The organism is Sphingomonas sp. BRN-1R (assembly GCF_057748035.1).
Genome location: NZ_CM173236.1, coordinates 147,486 through 165,008 on the forward strand (window position 1 = coordinate 147,486; position 17,523 = coordinate 165,008).

At 65.0% G+C, this 17,523-nt stretch carries 14 protein-coding genes; 8 read left to right on the top strand and 6 right to left on the bottom strand.

Translation table 11 applies throughout. The features are described 5' to 3' along the window. Nucleotides 1-65 precede the first annotated feature (65 nt). The 6 genes from AC3ANX_RS00680 to AC3ANX_RS00705 form a co-directional block, all read right to left on the bottom strand. Nucleotides 66-1,253, bottom strand: coding sequence for a restriction endonuclease (locus tag AC3ANX_RS00680; protein ID WP_488335136.1), 1,188 nt, complete (start codon nucleotides 1,251-1,253; stop codon nucleotides 66-68). Between the two features lie 394 nt (nucleotides 1,254-1,647). Beyond that, complete coding sequence (dgt, locus tag AC3ANX_RS00685) at nucleotides 1,648-2,991, bottom strand: dGTP triphosphohydrolase (protein WP_488335137.1); 1,344 nt, start codon at nucleotides 2,989-2,991, stop codon at nucleotides 1,648-1,650. A 126-nt stretch (nucleotides 2,992-3,117) separates the two neighbouring features. Beyond that, complete coding sequence (locus tag AC3ANX_RS00690; protein WP_488335138.1) at nucleotides 3,118-6,510, bottom strand: TM0106 family RecB-like putative nuclease; 3,393 nt, start codon at nucleotides 6,508-6,510, stop codon at nucleotides 3,118-3,120. A gap of 89 nt (nucleotides 6,511-6,599) precedes the next feature. Next, nucleotides 6,600-7,088 carry a ubiquitination-like system serine protease family protein gene (locus AC3ANX_RS00695; protein ID WP_488335139.1) on the bottom strand — a complete coding sequence of 163 codons (489 nt, stop codon included), beginning with the start codon at nucleotides 7,086-7,088 and terminating at the stop codon, nucleotides 6,600-6,602. Further along, nucleotides 7,085-8,281, bottom strand: coding sequence for a ThiF family adenylyltransferase (locus AC3ANX_RS00700; protein WP_488335140.1), 1,197 nt, complete (start codon nucleotides 8,279-8,281; stop codon nucleotides 7,085-7,087). Before AC3ANX_RS00700 ends, AC3ANX_RS00695 begins: the two co-directional genes overlap by 4 nt. Next, nucleotides 8,256-8,915 (bottom strand): multiubiquitin domain-containing protein, encoded by a 660-nt coding sequence (locus AC3ANX_RS00705; RefSeq protein ID WP_488335141.1) that lies wholly within the window; start codon nucleotides 8,913-8,915, stop codon nucleotides 8,256-8,258. Before AC3ANX_RS00705 ends, AC3ANX_RS00700 begins: the two co-directional genes overlap by 26 nt. Nucleotides 8,916-9,055: 140 nt before the next feature. Between AC3ANX_RS00705 and AC3ANX_RS00710 the strand changes: the two genes are divergently transcribed. The 8 genes from AC3ANX_RS00710 (at nucleotide 9,056) to AC3ANX_RS00745 (ending at nucleotide 17,491) form a co-directional block, all read left to right on the top strand. Further along, nucleotides 9,056-9,445 (top strand): antitoxin Xre/MbcA/ParS toxin-binding domain-containing protein, encoded by a 390-nt coding sequence (locus tag AC3ANX_RS00710; RefSeq protein ID WP_488335142.1) that lies wholly within the window; start codon nucleotides 9,056-9,058, stop codon nucleotides 9,443-9,445. Continuing rightward, complete coding sequence (locus AC3ANX_RS00715; RefSeq protein ID WP_488335143.1) at nucleotides 9,426-10,142, top strand: RES family NAD+ phosphorylase; 717 nt, start codon at nucleotides 9,426-9,428, stop codon at nucleotides 10,140-10,142. Before AC3ANX_RS00710 ends, AC3ANX_RS00715 begins: the two co-directional genes overlap by 20 nt. A 432-nt stretch (nucleotides 10,143-10,574) precedes the next feature. Then, nucleotides 10,575-13,802: a tetratricopeptide repeat protein gene (locus AC3ANX_RS00720; RefSeq protein WP_488335144.1), complete on the top strand. Its 3,228-nt coding sequence runs from the start codon at nucleotides 10,575-10,577 to the stop codon at nucleotides 13,800-13,802. 438 nt (nucleotides 13,803-14,240) lie between these two features. Next, complete coding sequence (locus tag AC3ANX_RS00725) at nucleotides 14,241-14,993, top strand: hypothetical protein (RefSeq protein ID WP_488335145.1); 753 nt, start codon at nucleotides 14,241-14,243, stop codon at nucleotides 14,991-14,993. 119 nt (nucleotides 14,994-15,112) lie between these two features. After that, the gene (locus AC3ANX_RS00730) at nucleotides 15,113-15,325 is read left to right on the top strand and encodes a hypothetical protein (RefSeq protein WP_488335146.1); all 213 of its coding nucleotides are present in this window, start codon (nucleotides 15,113-15,115) and stop codon (nucleotides 15,323-15,325) included. 63 nt (nucleotides 15,326-15,388) lie between these two features. Continuing rightward, nucleotides 15,389-15,745: a DUF2200 domain-containing protein gene (locus AC3ANX_RS00735; RefSeq protein ID WP_488335147.1), complete on the top strand. Its 357-nt coding sequence runs from the start codon at nucleotides 15,389-15,391 to the stop codon at nucleotides 15,743-15,745. Nucleotides 15,746-16,124: 379 nt separating this feature from the next. Further along, nucleotides 16,125-17,084: an ArdC family protein gene (locus AC3ANX_RS00740; RefSeq protein ID WP_488335148.1), complete on the top strand. Its 960-nt coding sequence runs from the start codon at nucleotides 16,125-16,127 to the stop codon at nucleotides 17,082-17,084. Then, nucleotides 17,081-17,491 carry a DUF2958 domain-containing protein gene (locus tag AC3ANX_RS00745; protein WP_488335149.1) on the top strand — a complete coding sequence of 137 codons (411 nt, stop codon included), beginning with the start codon at nucleotides 17,081-17,083 and terminating at the stop codon, nucleotides 17,489-17,491. The genes AC3ANX_RS00740 and AC3ANX_RS00745 overlap by 4 nt, the downstream gene beginning before the upstream one ends. Nucleotides 17,492-17,523: the final 32 nt, after the last annotated feature.

The following is a 17,523-nucleotide window of genomic DNA, read 5'->3' on the forward strand; positions in this document are numbered from 1 at the left end:
TCGATTCCGGCGCCCAGCATGACGGCCACCAAGCCCATCCTCAACCTCAACTCGATCCTCGTCGGTCATGCCGCAGCCTGAGCTGCAGTTCCGAACTCCAGCGCCAGCAGATCGGCCACCGCCCTACGATCCGCGCGTCCGTTCGCGCGGAGGATTCGCACAATGTCGCGAGCGGCCACCACCAGGATCGGGTGCTGATCCTCCTTGATCTCCTGATAGGCCTGTTGGTCGATATGACTGGTCGTAACCAGGATCCCAAACTGCCGGTGACGCAGGCGCGAGATCAGACGTGACATCTCCCGCACGCCAACCGAGTTCGTCGGGCCGTAGCACTTCGCCTCGAGCGCGAACTCCACAGAAATCGAGCTTGGCCCATCACCCACCCGCAGGAGGCCAACGGCGTCGCGGCCGCCGTCTCTGGACGGCCGCGTGACATCCAGGTCGTGCGCGCCCGGAAGCAGCAGCTCCGCCAGCCTCGCCGCGAAGTGTTCGAACCGTTGCGGGTGCTCGGCGAAATGCCCGTGGATCAGCTCGATGATCGCGCGACCCTCGTCGTCCTCGGGCTGCTGCTCGGCCCGCTTGCGCCAGGGAAGGGAGCGGTGGCTGCGCAGCGCTCTATACTGCCCCGTCTCCCGCCAGAGATGCCATACGGGAGGGGCGTTCGTCAGGACGTCGCGGCCCTCGATGATGTCGTCTAGCCATAAGCGGCTGACCGTCCCGGCATCGAGCACCGTGAAACGGGCGCGGTAGTTCTGGAAGCGCTTGTCGGCGCTGCTGTGCCACACGGCGACGAGGTCCTCCATCGTGGCATGTCCGGATGTGCCCGGAACGACCAAGCCCAGAAACTCCGTGTTCCGACCCGGACGGCGTGTCGAAAAGGCGAAGACCGGGGGCACGCGGCGGCGTCCTTCGGGACCGCAATGGGCATCGGCGAAGATGCGCCTGAGTATCTCGTTACCCCGCCGGGGAGTTGCGTGGAGAGCCTGCCCTGGCTTCCTGTTATCGCCGTAGTAGGTCAGGATGCCGGTCTCGCGGTCGATGTTGTCGGGCCAGTCCGGGCTCGACATGCTCGTCGTGAGCACAAGCATCTCCAGCCGCTTCATCGTGCCGCGATAGCGGAAGCCGCCGTTGTTGCTGACGCGCAACAGGGGGACGAGCGGCTCGTCACCGGCGTGACCCTGGACGCCGCCAAGATACGTGGCGTCGACTTGCAGGTCGGCCGTGAGAAGCTGATTGAAAGCGAAACTGGTCAAGCGGACCTTCGACGTGAGTTGCGTGACCGGTGTGGTGGCGCATGCTTCAGAACGAGCTGATCATGCATAAGCCATGTCACTGAGTCGAGATCTACGCCCTGGCACCGGTCGGCAGGCGCCAGGAATGCAGTGCCCCAATCCGTTGCGTGCATCGAGGGGCACCGAAAGTGACGGCTTCGTCTCCACTGTCCGGCGTTCGCTTGCGGCGGCAGTCGACCAGAATATGTCGTTTGACGATCGGGCTTCGAACGGCATCTTTCGCCAGAATCAGCCGTAGCCCAGCACGAAGCCGTTTGGCAGCAGTGCGCCCTGACATCGGTCATCCCGGAAGCGCGCTCAATCCTAAAAGCCGCCGCTCGTTCAAACGAACGAGGTTGTCAGGTAGCTGCCAATCCTAAACGCCGGACAACATTCTAGCAATTCGCACTGCATACCTGTCGGTCATCCCGGATGTGAAGTCAGCTAGCGCGTGCAGGGCTTGGTTGGCGTCGCCGACGTGGCGGATGTCCAGATCGAGCGCGCGGATCAGCTGGCGATTATGAGGCTTGAGCTTCTTTCCGTCCCAGCCTGCGCCGGCCAGGTCCTCGAAGACCGGCAGTACGCCGGACATCACGTTCTCTATCACGCGGCGGCCGGAAACTTCCAGCTCGGTCTTCCGCCGGGCTGTGAACACCTGGGCTCTCGCCAGATCCTCCATCTCGTCGAAGATCTTGCCCATCGGGCCATTGCCGCACAGAGAGCCGGAGAAATCGCCGGACATGATCGCGTCGTAGTGGGTCTTGAAAGCCTCGAGGCAGGCATCGACTGCCTTGCCGATGCTGATGGCCCGCAGCATGGCGATGTGCTCCGCTTGATTTAGGCCGGAGGCGTCTTTGTTGGAGCTGCCCGTCGCCTTGTGAAGCAGCAGCTTTACGGTCTCGAAGGGGAGCTCGCCGGTGGTGAACGCGTCCTCGAGGTCGACGATGTTGTAGCAGATGTCGTCGGCCGCCTCGACGATGAACACGAGCGGGTGCCGCTTCCACCAGCTGCCGGAACCGGTTTCCTCGCGTGGGAGACCGAGTGTGGCGGCCGCGTCATAAAACAGATCGGCCTCCGATCGAAAGAGGCCGAATTTTTTCAGGCCGACATAGGGTGCCTTCCCCTCGCCGACGATGTCTTTTCGGACGGCCGCGGACACCGGGTACTTCGTGAACGCGCCCAGCGTCGCCTTGGAGAGCCGCATCCCGCCCTTGTTGCGATACATCTCCAGCCGCGTGATGATGCGGAAGCCCTGCGCGTTCCCCTCGAAGTCGATGAACTCGGTCCGGTCCGGTATCTCGATGTCGGCGAGGATGCCCTTGGGATCGACGAAGCGCTCGGCGAACCAGTCGCCCATTGCACTCTCGCCCGAATGGCCGAACGGCGGATTGCCAATGTCGTGCGCCGCGCAGGCAGCTTGGACGATGCTGGCGAGGATGCTCGCCTCGCCCGGGCCGATCTGCCCGGTTTCCTCGAGCCACGCGCCGATCCGCATCGCCAGCGAGCGGCCGACGCTGCTGACTTCGACGGAGTGGATCAGCCGGTGGTGGACGTGATCGTGCTCGTAGAGCGGCTGGACCTGCGTCTTGTTGGCGAGGCGGCGGAACGGAGCAGAGAAGACGATGCGGTCATGGTCCTGGACGAATATCGACCGGTCGGGCTTTTCCTCATAATTGTTGTCGCCGAGGCGCTTGCTGCAAAGCAGCTTTTCCCATTCCATGTCGTCATCCCGGTGCCGCTGAGGGAGCCAGATCGATACCCCAGCGTCACGATGTGGCCAACCCGGCATGCAGGGGAATGGTTCGCCGCCGCATCGACCGTTCCTACCCCGTGGTGGACATCGCCTTTACGCCGTTGGGTCGGGCGCCCCCGCCGCCTGCTGCACGGCGTACCTCCTGGCCCAGCACAGGCCGTTGACCAGCTCCATCTGCGCGATCGTGGAGCATGGGATCTCAAGCAGCCGGGGGTTGGCGAAGATTACGGCAAGGCAGCGGGCGCGGCTGATCGCCACGTTGAGTCTGTTGCGGCTATAGAGGAACTCGATGTTGCGCGGCAGGTCGTCGCCGCTGGACGTCGCCATCGAGACCAGCACGATCGCGGCCTCCTGGCCCTGGAACTTGTCGACGGTGCCGACCCGCGCGCCGTCTGGAAGGATGCTTTTCAGCAGCTCGACCTGCATGTTGTACGGGCTGACCACGAGGATGTCGTCGAGGCTGATAACCCGCTCTTCGCCGTGCCTGTCGCGCCAGCGCTGGCCGATCAGCGCCCGGTAGGTCCGGTCGAGGCGCACGGCCTCAGGCCGCGACCGCTGCGTGCACCCCAGGCTTTCGACGAACACGAAACGCAGGCCTGCGGGCGCGATCGCCTCTGGGTCGAGCGCTGGGTCGGCCAGCACCTGTTGCACGTCGGTGCCGTCGGCGGACACCAGTCGCCGGTCGTAGACTGCGGCGGAGATGAACCCGCACAGGTCGGAATGCATGCGTCGCGTCTCGGCAAGGAAGACACCACGCTCCGGCGGCACCGTCGCGGCGTCGCCCAGCAGGTGAAGGAGCGCCGAGGTGCCGCTGCCGCGCGGATGCGTTCCCTGGATCGGCTGGGCGAGCTGCATCTGGTCGCCAACGAGCACGATGTTCCTGGCCGCGACGCCCATCGCGACGACGTTGGCGAGGCCGACTTGGCCGGCCTCGTCTATGAATAAGTAGTCGAACCCTTGGTCGTGCTCCTCCCGCGCGAACAGCCACGCCGTGCCGGCGACGAGCTGGTGATCCCGCGAAACCATCTTGTTGTCGAGCGTCTCCTCAATCCAGCGCCCGGTGCCGAGCATCTGGTCCTCGCGGCTGCTCTTCTTGACGCCGCGGCAGCGGAGGCCCTGCGCCTCGGCTAGGGCCTCGACCTCGCGGAGCAGCTGGTTAATTGCCTTGTGGCCGTTGGAAGCGATGCCGACGCGCTTGCCGGCTGCCAGGAGCGCAACGATGGACTGCGATGCCGTGTACGTCTTGCCGGCGCCGGGCGGCCCCTGCACCAGCAGGTGGCTGTCCTCCAGCGCGAGGAGGGCCTCGATGGTAGCGGTGAGCTGGTCGGCGCCCTCCGGCACGACCGGTTCGCCCAGCTCGCGTCCCGCGATCTCCGGCAGTTCGCGCCGCAGCACGGAAGCGACGGCGGAATACCGGCCCTCGTTGCCGTCGCGAACGGCCTCGGCGAAGCGGTATACCGCAGCCCGGAGTTCGCGGTCGCCGACGGGTCCCGAGGGGATGAGCGAATCTCCGGCCTCGAGTGGCGTGCGCTTCGGGCCGAGTTTCAGTTCGATCGTGAGCGCGTCCTCGTCGATCGCGAAGACGTCGCCGGCTGGTTCAAGGGTGCCGGCCCGTCGCGGCGTGTCGCCGACCTTGAGCTTGAAGTCTTGCGCGGGGAACTTGAAGGTATGCACCATCGACCGCTTCTCCGGCCGTGGAGGGTGGTCGGGGTGCGGTGTGAGGCCGGCGAGGCAATCCGCGTCCTCCAGCAGCTCGACGTGCTGCAGGTCCTGTCGCGAGAACACCGCCCACCACGCGGGCTTGCTCTCCCGGCGGTGGAACTCCAGCAGATCCACCAGCAGCTGGCGCCACGGCTCGCTGCCATTTTCGCCGGTCAGCAGCGCTGCCGCCAACTCGGCGACGCGACGCTCGGCCTCGTTGCGCTCGTCGGCGTCACCGCGTGCCGCCTTTTCCTCCTCCTCAACCAGCTTCGCCCAGGCAGACCCCGGCGCCCGCATGTCAGCGAGCCAGTCGCGGCAGGCCAGCGTCGAGCTGCAGTCCATCCGATTGTAGTCGGCGATTTCCTCGAGCAGATGGCGCTCGCCTATGCGGCGCCACCGCTCGTACATCACGATGCTGTCGCCGGCGGTGGTAACGTCGCCCGCGCGCTTCTCCGCGAGGTAGAACTTCTCCATGTTCTTGATCGAATAGGCGGGCTCCGAAGTGCGGATCGCCTCGCGCAGCACGCGGTACAGGTCGACCAGACGGTGCTGCCGCAGGAAGTCGTCCACCTCGCGCTCGCGCGTCCCGTGCAGCATCGCCAGCCGCTTGAGCGCATGCTCCTCGTAGGAGGCATAGTGGTAGATGTGCGCGTCGGGGTGGCGCGCGATGCGGTCGGTCATGAAGTCGATCGCCGCCTGAAACGCTGCGCGCTCCTCGTCGCGATTGTGCGCCCAGAAGGCGTGGAAGTGCTCTTCCCCGTCGTCTACGGTGACGATGCCGAAGAGGTATTCGAGACCCCCCTCGAAAAGTGGGTCGCCCTCCATGTCGAAGAACATGTCGCCATCGTCGGGCCGCGGGAGGCGCGCGAGCCCTCGGCCGGGCGCAGCCGGCAGCGTCTCGAAGAAGCGCTCGCCCGTCTGGCGCTGCTGCGCCTGCAGGCGCGCCTGATTTCGCAGCCGCTCGAGCGCTTCGGGCTGGATGCCGGCGACAGGCGCGTCCGCAGGCAGCGCCCCGAGCGCGACGAGATCGGGCACGCCGGCCGCGCGCAGCGCCTCGGCCTGGCCGCGCGTCAGGCCGGCTACGAGGCTGAGATGGTCGGCCGCCTCCCAATCCTCGCCGCACTCGTTGGACCACCGGCAGAAGGTGCAGTGACCACAGGGGGATCCGGCCGAAGCCACGGGTGGCAGCCCGGTGAAGGCTAGGAACCGCTCCCGCGCGAACTGGAAGTAGTGGATCACGGCGTCGACGCGGACGGTGGCGATGGTGCCGTTACCAAGCACGACGTGCATCTTCTCAGGCGCCACGCCCTGCTCACGCGAGAGGATGTCGGAGTAGATGCACATCTGGATGAGGTGTTTGGGCTTCGCCGAGCGCGACAGCTTGGTGTCCGCGACCTCGTACGAGAACGCGCCGAGCGCCGACGGGCGGTCGACCTTGAGCAGGAAGTCGGAATAGCCCTGCCACGGGCCTTCGAGGAAGGCGCCCTGATAGATGACGTCCGCCCCCTCGCGCAGCGCCGCCCTGGTCCGCTCTGACTTGGTGTGGATGTCGTCATTGCCGACGATCTCGCTGATCGAGCGCCCTTCTGCACGGAGCTGCTCGAGATAGAAGTACTCGTGCTCCAGCCCTTTCTCCTGCAGAAGGCGCGTGTGCTCGTCGTCGCCAGGTAGCTTAACCGGATCGGTAAGTTGCCGGATGTCGAGCATGGTCGCGTGCGTGCATCCCATGAAGTTCACCAGATCGCTCGCTGAGAAGAGCGTCGCGCCATCCCGTTGCTGCATCATGTCCTCCCTTTCGGATGCGCGGCCCCGTGGCCCCCGGATACGCGCATCCAGTTCATCCTAACGCGAAGAGGCCTGCCCTCGAAGCGCGATCACCGGCCGGTGATCCAGGCAAGGAAGCCGGCGAACCCGCGGCGACGCGGCGGCGGCGCGTGCTCGGGTTCGCACGGCTGAGCCGGAACGGGCGCCAAGACCTCGACCTCGGTAGGCTGGTCGGCCGGCGCATCCTCCGGCATCGAGATGCCGAGCCGCGCGTCGCGCCGACGCTTGTCGCGCCGCCGGCCGGCCGCCACCGCCTCCTCGCTCCAGTCGTCTGCCCAGTTCACGCGGCCGCCTTCGATCACGTAGTGCGATCTGCACGGGAAGCTCCAGTTGCCGACCGACGGCCTGAGCGAGATGTTCTGGCCGTCGTAGGAGAGCTTCCAGTCGATCGGCGAGAGCGGCAGCGATACCTCGTGTCCGCAGCCGCAGGCGCACAGGTGCACCATCGCGCCGTGCTCGAGGGAGACGTAGAGCAGGCCCGGCTCGAGGATGTCCGGCACGTGCTCGACGAACCGCGGCGCGATGTGGCTCACCTTCACGCGGCCTCTCCCGGACGGTCCTCGTTGAGCAGATGGTTGCCGTCGAGCGTCAGCAGCGAGAAGTGCTCGTGCTCGAGGTCCTTGTAGAAGCTGCGGTATCGCTTCCAGCGCATGACGGCGAGGCCAGCGTTGACCATGTTGAGGTCCGCCACCTGGATGTTGCGGGCGTAGACGTCGTCCAGCCCGGCGCCCTTGAGCGGGATGCGGCCCTTGGCGCGGACCTGCTCGCGCATGCCGGGTGTGCTGGTCGTCACGCGGAGCTGGCCGACGAGCGAACCATCGACCAGGTGTAGTCCCATACCGACATCGACGAACGGGATGTCAAGGCGTTCGAGTTCTGTGATGATCGCCGCCTTGTCGTCGCCCGCGTCCATGCAGAGGAAAACGAAGGTGGCGTCGGCGATGAGCTCCAAGTTCGACGGCCCGAGGCGAACCGCGTGCGGCACGATGTTGCGGTGCATTCGCGAGTAGATCCGTGCGAGGTAGTCGACCTTCTTGGGACGGGCGCGCAGGTCTTCCAGCGACGCCGCCCCCGGCGAGCGGAAGCTGTTGTGCTGGAGCATGTCGTCGTCATCGAACGTGTCGATGCGCGCGACAGGGCACTTCGCGGCCTGGTCGAGTACGTAGGAGCCCGTGCCACCGAGGCCGACGATCGCGAGGCGCTCGCCCATCAGCTTTTCCGAGACCTCGCCGATGCCGGCGCGCGAAGTGGCGGTGTCGAGATAGTGGAAGGGCGAGTCTTCGTCGTCGTTGGCGACGACGCGGCGCGTGCGGGCCGTGGCCTCTGGATCGATCGCCGCCGCCTCGTTGGAGAGGATCGCGGCATAGGTGGTCATCTTCTCGTGATAGTCGACGTAGTAGCCGACCCTTGGCTTGCTCGAGAACGAGTGGTTCGCCGTGAGGCCGCCGCCAATGGGCTGCTCGCTGCTAAAGTTGATGATCCGGTGCATCGGCACGCCGGCCGCGTCGTGCGGAAGGGCACCGATGAACATGGCGACGTGCGTGTCAGGCTGCTGGGTGAGGTCTCCGGCGAGATTTAGCGTCGAGACCAAGGTGCCGCGGGCCACGGTGCGCTCGGCGGTAACATAGGGCACGTTGTGAACGTGGAGGTGGTTCGAGACCACCTCCACCTCGTAACCTTCCTCCTGCAGCCGCAGGAGGTCAGCATTACGACTTATCAGTTGCTGTGACATTGAAGGTCATCCCCTGCACGACGGTGACGGACTGGCCCGGCAGCAGCGAGCCCTCAGGACGGTCGGCGGGCCCCTTGCGGTAGCTCACCGTAAATGAGACCTGCGGGCCGGTCGGCGGCTCGGCGAACGCGAGGGCGATCAGGCGCTCAAAGCTGATGAGACCCGGCTCGACCTCGCGCGGGCGGGCGTTCACCAGGATGGTGACGCGCGGCGGCTTCCTCTTACGGGAGCGGATGCGCTCGACGCCGTGGCCGGCGAGCGGGATCGTGGCGCCATGCTCGATGACGACGTCGTGGTCGGAGTCGATGAAGAGCTCGTGGTCCTCAGGGACGTGGCCGATGCGGCGGACGTCGGCCTCCGCGATCTCGTCAGCGCCCCACTCCCACCCGCGCTCGTTGACGGTGAGGGTGTTGACGTGGTCAATCTCGAAGGAGCGGAAGACTGCCTTGCGGTCGCGCGGCAGCTCCACGGCCTCCTCCAACGCGATCGAGCTCGCGAAGCCTTCGTCGATCCGGACCAGCACGTAGTCGCTGGCGGGGCTGAGGCCGGCGCTGTCGCGCAGCTGGCGGCCGTCGAGCTGGTCGTCGTGCGTCGCGAAGACCGCGCCGTCGACCTCATATTCAATCTTGGACATCAGCAATCTCCTGCGTCCGCTCCCGGGGACTCTTGCGGGCGAATCGGCGTTGGACTAAAGTGACAACCGAGTCTCGCTGTGGACTGTCTACATCGAGACTATATCGCCTATCAAGTCCATATCGGGACGAGGAGAAATTTATGTCTGTGACGGCCGTCGCTCCTGAGGGCGGTGGGAGGGCAGCGATTCCCGTGAAACTGGACGTCTTCACGCCGATGGCGGAGGCCTGGGGCCTAACGACTGATGAGCAGATGCGTCTGCTGGGCTCCCCGCCGCGATCGACCTACTTTAAGTGGAAGAAGGACGGCGGCGCCCTGCCGCGCGACACAGCCGAACGGGTGTCGAACCTGCTGGCCATATGGAAATCCCTGGAAATCCTGTTCACCGACCCCGCCCGGTCCGAAGGTTGGCTTAGGCGTCCCAATGACTTCTTCGGGGGCGTCTCAGCCCTCGAAACGATGCTGTCGGACGGCAACTTCTTCGACATCGCGCGGGTGAGGCAGTATCTCGATGCACAGCGAGGCGGGTGACCTTCCGCTGGTCGAGCTCGACCAGCCTTTCCACAATCTCATCCCGTCACGGTTCCCCCCCGTGGCGGTCTACGAGCGCATCGCCGAGGGGCGGGACGAGCTGTTCACCGCCATTGAGGAGATGACGAACCCGCGCGTCCGCGAGAAGGAGCGGCTGACCCGAGGGCTGGCGCCCGTTGACCAGGACCAACCGAGATTCAAGAACTGGAATCATGCTCCCTTCGTTTACCCGAACCCGGAGGGCAGCCGGTTCTACACCGCAGACCGCAACGTCGCGGAGCTCTCGGACGAGCTACAGACGGCGCTCGCGATTTCAATCGGTAGGCGGACGGCCTTCCTGCGGCGGACTTCCGAGCCATCCACCTACCTGGAGATGCGGCAGATCATCCGCCCCGTCCGCGGCACCTATCTCGACGCGACCGGTTGGGACGGAATGGAGGATAAGACGCGCCGATTGGAACTCGGCAAGTTCGCGGTTGATGAGAAGCTGGACGGGATACTCTACCGACCAGATGAGCGGAGGAGCGCGCGCTGCGTCGTCGTCCTGAAGGCGGAGTGCCTTGGACGACCTATCCAGGGCGAGCACTTCAAGTATATGTGGAACGGACAGGCGATCAACGCCCTCTTCTCCTTCCGCACCGACACGGTCTATGATCCGAAACTCCTAGCAAGGGAGGATGAGCTGCTCGCGGCGTGAGTGGTTGCGGCGGCTGATTTATTAGTAACGCATCCGGAAGCTGCAATTCCGGTTGCGGCCCAGCTCGCGTCGTTCTGCGATCCCAGTTGAAAAAATGCCGGATGTCCGTTCCCGGCAGGAGCTGCCGTCCGACATGTCGCCTACGAACGGCAGCAAAGTCCCACGACGCGGCGTTCCGCTTCCGGCGACACTCGACCAACTCTCGCCGTTCCAAGACTCGCGCTAGAACGGCAGCTCTTGCCGTAAACCGCCATCCCGCTTCCTTGAGCAGACCGGCAGCAGCGCGCCCGAACTCCGGCATTCGGACAATGGCCGGTATAAACTTGGCGGATGAAGTGCTTTCGATGCTGGACGTGCAGAGTCGCGCGCTTCTATCGTCAGCGATTGCAGTTCCATCGCAGTGATGGCGCGCATTGTCTGCAGGGAGGGGTGGTGACGCTCCTTGCCCTCCAGCATTGGCCATATCTAACGAAATGGGGGGTGATCATGTCAGGTGGCCAGGAACGGCTCGATGCTGCAGTGCTGAAATACGTCAACGGCTACCTCCAGCGTGAGCTGATCCAAGGAGTTGAAGGGGCCGACGTTGATCCCCAGCTCGCAACCGCCGTCATTATGCTCAACGAGCGCCTGGCGGATCATCCGGGTGGACGCCTGTTTGATCTGGGTTGCGGTCACGGGTCATTGCTCGCGCGCCTCGCGACGGTCCCCGCGTTCGTGAACAATCCCGATTGGAGGTATGCGCCCGTCGACTTCGAGGACAAGATCGACGAGGTCGGCAAGCTCGCCCGCAAGCTGAAGCTGCTGAAACGGATGGAGCCGCTGACAATCGAGGAGTTCGGGTCGGAGGCGGCCGATGCGGACCTAAAGATATTCTTCTGCCGCAATGTCTTTCATGAGTTGAAACTCGGCGAGGCAGCCCAGCTTGTCCATTCAGTCTGCCGCCTTTTTGGTCCAGATGATCTCTTCTTTGTGCAGGATTTGCTCAGGTTCCCCGAGGGTGAGCGTAATAACCATTGTTGGACGGCCGACCAGCTGGCGCAGGCGCTAGAATCGATAGGATTCTCTAGCGTCACCGAGCTGAGCCAAGGGACCAAGTCAGGAAATGCGTGGTTCAACCTCACCGCGAAGCGGTTCACGGGCAACCCGCCTTCCGTTGAGCGGATATACGCCGCTTTGTTCGAGGCGCGGAAGGCGCAATGGCTGATCTGGTCGGCGGTGGAGACGGCGGGAAGTACTCTGCCAGCGCGGGGCGAGCTGATCGAGGCCATCGACATGGCGCTGCAGCTCGCTTCGCTCACACGCGAGCTCCGAAGCGCCGGCGGACTGGACCTCAAGCTCGATCCCGAGGTCGAGCGGACCATCCGCGCGAACGAGATCGTTAAGCGGATCGAGGGGCTCGCCGATCTTGACGGTTTGGTCGGATCCACACTCGTCGCTCCCGCGCACTTTCGCGAGAGGGGCGCTCAATTGACCATCGCGGAGGATTTCCTGCGTTCGGGATCGCGGCTCGCGGTCGTCCACGGAGGCAAAGGAACGGGCAAGACTACCTTTATAGAACAGCTGCTCGCCAACCGCCTTTACGACAAGACGCTGGTTGTGATCGACGCCCGCGCGGCGCGAGGCGTCTGGCCGATGCTGGAGCAGCTCATGTCCCAGCTGGGCGTGAATCTGGCGGCGGACGTGATCAGCGTGATGGAGCATCTGACATATGGGCAGATCGCGCCTTCGGTAGGACGGCTTTTGAACCGCTTCTCTTCTAGGCTGGTCGTGGTCTTCGAGAATATCGACGAGGTGCTGGACTCGAATCAGAGGTTCATTGACCCGCAGATCGAGTCCTTCCTGACGCAGTTCATCGCCAAGGAGGGCATCAAGGTCATCCTGTCTTCGAAGCGAGAGTTTCTACCGGCAACGATCCAGCGTGCGGCGGGCAATCAGCTTGCACCGTCGATCGCGATGGGTCGCTACGCGACGTCGGCGACCGTGGCGAACGTGCTCGACGACTATTTCGATCGTGGGCGCGCGGGTCTGGCCGACTACCCTGCGTCGCTCATCGACGCGATCGACCGGCACCCGCTCGTCGCGGAGCTCGCAGGTCGCATCCTCGAGCAGGATGGGCAGGACGTGCTGCTTGACCAACGGTTCTTCGAGCAGCTCCGCAAGCGCCTCCGCGACGACCTGGTGGCTCGGCTGGTCGATGAGCCATCGGAAGCAGCGATGGAGGTGGCGGCCGAATTACGCACCCCCGTGCCGGCGCAGACGCTTGAGTTTCTGGCTGGTCGCGAGAGTGTCCACCATGCCCGCACCAATGAGGTGATATACGCCGTGCCCGACCGCCGCTGGTCGGAGCTGCTGACCTCTCTCGGCCTGTTTCGCAAGCGCGCCGGCAACGATCTGATGCCTGCCTCCGAGCACGACGTCTCCGAGAGCGGCGGCGTCAGCCACGCTCGCATCGCCGATGCACTTGAGCAGCTGTATCGCGAGGACGACGATCCGAAGTGGATACGGGAGAGCTACTACCACCGGATGCTGTCGGGCCAAACGGAGGGGCTGAGCCTCACTGAGTTCGCCGGGAGCTACTACCTCACCGAGCTCGTCGCTTCGGCCAACTATTGTTTCGAGAAGCGGAGCGATTACGAGATCGCGCTGAGCCTCTACGATGCGGCCGCGACCTTGGGGACGCTGGATGAGAGTTCGCTCATGCGGCGCGCCTCCTGTCTGGTCCGCACCGGCAACGTTAAAAGTGGCAACACCGAGTATCGCCGGCTGATCGCGGACTTCCCCAACAACGTGGGCATGCGAAGATCGCACGTCGACGCGCTCCTCTACCGTCGGGAGTTCAAGCTGGCCCGCACCATGCTCCAGGAGCATGGGCTACTGCCGGAACAGAATAACTGGCACGCGCTGCAGTGGGGCAGGACGGAGCTCGGCCTGCACAACTACGGCAGCGCTATTGATATATTCCGCGCGCTTCGGGAGAAGACGCCGGACGATCCGTTCGTCGTGACCTATATGGCGAGGGCGTTGCAGCAATTCGGCGACCTAGATCTTGCCATCGAGGTGCTGGAGAAGGGCATCACTGACTTCCCGGACAACGTCGCTATCAGGACGTCCCTCGGCAACAATCTCGAACGTGCGAAAAGGGATGACGAGGCAGTCCCGCTGCTGCGCGGCTTGGTCTCGGACGACGCCGGCAACGCCCGCGCGGCACTGTCGCTGGTCAGAATCCTTCTCAGGACCGATGCGGCCAACGAGGCAGCCAAGGTTGCGAAGGCGGCGTCCAGGAAAGCGAGGGGCGGACTGAAGATTTTTGCGATCATGGCGACCGCCGAAGTGATGTCGGCGAAGGACGATTGGCTCGGGGCGGCGGAGCTTCTGCGCAATCATCTCGAGGAGGACGAGGGAATCGGCGCACTCCTCATCGACGCGCTCCTGAGGGGAGCCGAAAGGGCCGAGACGCTGGCCGAGCGCGACGCGCTCATCGCGCAGGCGGCGGCGGTCCCCATCTCGATAATGCTGGTTCATAACGTGCCGGTCCAGGTTGTCCTAGTGAGGCTGGCGCTCGCGCGGCGGGACCGGACCGCCTTCGATACGGCGATCGGTAACCTAGCCCGCACACGGATTGAACATACTGAGTTGCAGCGGCTGCGCGCACTCTGGTGAAACCACCTTCAATGTTCGGATGTCCGGTCTCCGACTTCGACTGGCCGAGACGTGCGTCTGCTTACGACGGTGACCGTGGACCTCGGAAAGTCGGCTCCTGACATGAGCTGCCGGTCAACCTATCGCGTTGGACCGGCAGTTTTGTCCCATAGGCTGCCCCAAGCACGTTGCTGGAGCTACTGAAACGGTCGGGCCGCTCACGTTAACGACTGACTGGTTTTGGGAACCGACGATGGCAGGCCACGTGAATGGCCAAGAATACGTCACGCCGTTCGCCAGTCGCTTTAATCAAATGGGATGGGCAGGCTTAGCCGCCTGGAGCGAGACCAACGGCATGGGGCCCGTCGTTTTGCGGGGCATTCGCGCGCACCGAAGCGCATCGCTATGCGTGCGCCATGCTCGCGAGTAATCTGTCTGGGATATCTGTGCCCCGGTGGTATGCTGGCAGGGACCACCGGGGGATACCGGATTTATGTGGCCCATTGGGCGCGGAAAATCAAGAGACGAGTGCCCGTGCCGACCCTGACCACTGCTCTATCGGCCGATCGCTTCGCGACTTACCTGCAATGGGCCTCGGGTGATCAGGCGCTCGCGGAGCGCCTTTACACCTATAACGTGCAGCTGTCCGCTGCCCTCTATGGGCCGCTCCACATGCAGGAGGTCTCGCTCCGCAACATGGCGGATCAGGCGCTGGCACAGCGCTACGGGCCGGCTTGGCATCTTGATCCAGCGGTGCTGATCGATCGCTACCAACGCGACAATGTCGCAAAGGCCGTTCAGTCTCTTCAGCTTGCCGGAAAGGCGGGGACGCGATCACAGGTGATCGCCGAGCTCAATTTCGGCTTCTGGTCCTCGCTGTTCGGGCGCCAGTCGCACCACCTCTGGCAGACCTTGCGACCGATCTTCCAGGCGCGCGGCATCCAGCGCGGCGCCGTCGCGCAGAACCTGCGCGAGCTCCGCCTGCTGCGCAATCGCATCGCCCATTACGAGCCGATCATCGCGCTGCCGCTGGCGCAGCGCTACGCCGACATCACGACGCTGACGGGATGGCTGTCGCCCTCGGCCGCCGGCTGGATCGCGCGCTACTCGGCCTGGCCGGCGCTCTATCCGGCGATCCCGATCCTCGTGCCCGACCCGGCCAGCGGAGCGCTAACGGTCGCGGCGGGCGCAATCCCCTATCTGCCCGCGTGAGCGCGCGCTCTTATCCGACCACGCCGGACGGGCGCTATTTCGTGGTGCGGGGACGGCTCTGGCGAACGAGCAATCCGGCCCTCGACGCGGATGCCCGGGATCGCCTGGTTCATGAATTGATGACAGCGCGCCGCAGCGTTGCCACCGCGCGACGATCCGGCGATCCCACCGCAGAGGCCGCGGCGCATGACGCGGTCGACCGGGCGAAGGTCGCGCTGGGGGAGCGCGGCCCGGTCTGGTGGAACGACGGCGCGCCCGATCTCAACCGCCATCTCGCGCGCACCGGTCCCTATGCCCAATGGTATGCCGGCCTTGAGGAGGGTGAACGCTAGCGCTGTTCACGATCCCGCTCGCGCGGCATTCTGCGATAGCGGCGTGCAGAGAGGGAGAGACGAATGGCCGGCCACCGCATCTACGCGACGAGCGTCGCCAGCGTGTATCCTGCCTATGTCGCCAAAGCGGAAAGAAAGGGCCGCTCCAAGAGCGAGGTCGACCAGATCATCTGCTGGCTGACCGGGCACAGCCAGGAAAGCCTTGATGCCGCGTTGATGGACAAGACCAGTTTCGAAGATTTCTTCGCGACCGCGCCGCGCATGAACCCTGATCGCACTCTCATCACGGGCGTGGTCTGCGGGGTCCGGGTCGAGGCCGTCGAGGAGCCGACGATGCGCGAGATCCGCTATCTCGACAAACTGATCGACGAACTCGCCAAAGGTAGGCCGATGTCGACGATCCTGCGTGGCACCGTTTGAGCCCGGCGTGGCTGGATGAGTTGGGCAAAGGTCGGAAATTCAGTTCATGAACCAGGAGGGGAAAGCCTTCCCCTGACGGCGAGCCTGTAGTCTCGCCCTACCCCTTCTGCGGGGACACCCCGCAGCGCCCCATGCTGCGGACGCCGCGCACGCGCGACGGCGTCTCTGTTGGTCTCCCGTAGAGCGGGTGCGGGCGTCGCTTCCTCCTAGGCCCGCCACGGCGGCCCGCAAGCCTGCCGGCTGCTCCACTCCGTTCCGCCCCTGCGCGTGCCGCTTGGGTGCTGGCCGCCGCTCGAAGCGGGCCTTTCCGGTCGCTCTCGCCGCCCACCCCCGCTTCCGGGGGAGCCTGTTGGATTTTGGGTGGTGAGGAGGTGAGGACATGCGTTCAACCCATCGTCGCCGTGCCCGTGGAGAGGTTCGGCAGGTTCCGGCCGAGGCGCCGCGCGCCAATCTCTATGACGAGGTGACCGCCAGGATCGTGGCGGAGCTGGAGGCGGGGCGCATCCCGTGGGTCCAGCCTTGGGGCACGTCCGGTGCCGCCGCGGCAGGACTTCCGCGCAATGCGCTGACCGGGCGCACCTATAGCGGCGTCAATGTGCTCCTCTTGTGGGGCGCCGTCATCGAGCATGGGCATCCGTCGCAAAGCTGGCTGACCTTCCGGCAGGCGCAGGAGGCGGGCGGCTGCGTTCGCAAGGGCGAGCGTGGCGTGACCGTGGTCTATGCCGATCGCTTCATACCCAAGGGTGAGGCTGAGCGGGCCGCGCGCGAGGACGAGAGCGCCCGGGCGGTCCCGTTCCTCAAGCGCTTCACGGTGTTCAACGTGGCGCAGTGCGAGGGACTGAGGCCGGGGCTGGCTCCCGATCCCGAGCCGCTTCCCGAATGCGAGATCGTGCCCGTCGCCGAGGCGCTCATCAAATCCTCAAAGGCGGATTTCCGTATCGGCGGAAACAAGGCCTTCTATGTGCCGTCCGCCGACTTCGTAACTGTACCGCCGCAGCCGGCCTTCTTCGAGCAGATCAATTATTACCGGACCTGTCTCCACGAACTGACCCACTGGACCGGCCACGCCTCCCGGCTGGCACGCGACTTTTCAGGCGGGTTCGGGACCAAGCTCTATGCCCGCGAGGAACTGGTCGCCGAGATGGGTTCGGCCTTCCTCTGCGCCGCTCTCGGCATCGTGCCAACCGTCCGCCATGCCGACTATCTGGCAAGCTGGCTGGAGGTGTTGCGCGAGGACAATCGAGCGATTTTCCGCGCGGCGAGCGCCGCCAGCAAGGCCGCCGACTATCTGCTGGCCTTCCATCATGACCCGGTGGCGGAAGGGAGAATCGCGGCATGATCCTCCTGCCTCCCAGGATTCGCTTTGCCCTGCGCGCCAACGACGTGTCCCGTCGGGCCGCAGCGGCGCGGGGCATGGCCGAGCCCGATCCGGTGCCGGTGCTCAAGCTGTTCAATCCCTTAGGCGCTGCGACATGGCTCGCGATCGAACTGGACGAGGATGGCGACGTGCTGTTCGGCCTTGCCGACCTTGGCTTCGGCTGTCCCGAGCTTGGCTCCTTCTCGCTGTCCGAGATCGCCAGCGTCCGGCTTCCCTTCGGCCTCTCCATCGAGCGCGACGAGGGGTTCGCCGGCCTCGCGCCGTTGTCACGCTGGGCTGATCTTGCCCGCGTTCACGGTTCCATTCTCGATGCCGAGCGCGTGCTGCGCGCCGGTTCATCGCCCGAGCTTCCGTCCGACGACGGCTGACGCGCGGCGCGTTCTCGCCGCAAACCAAGCCG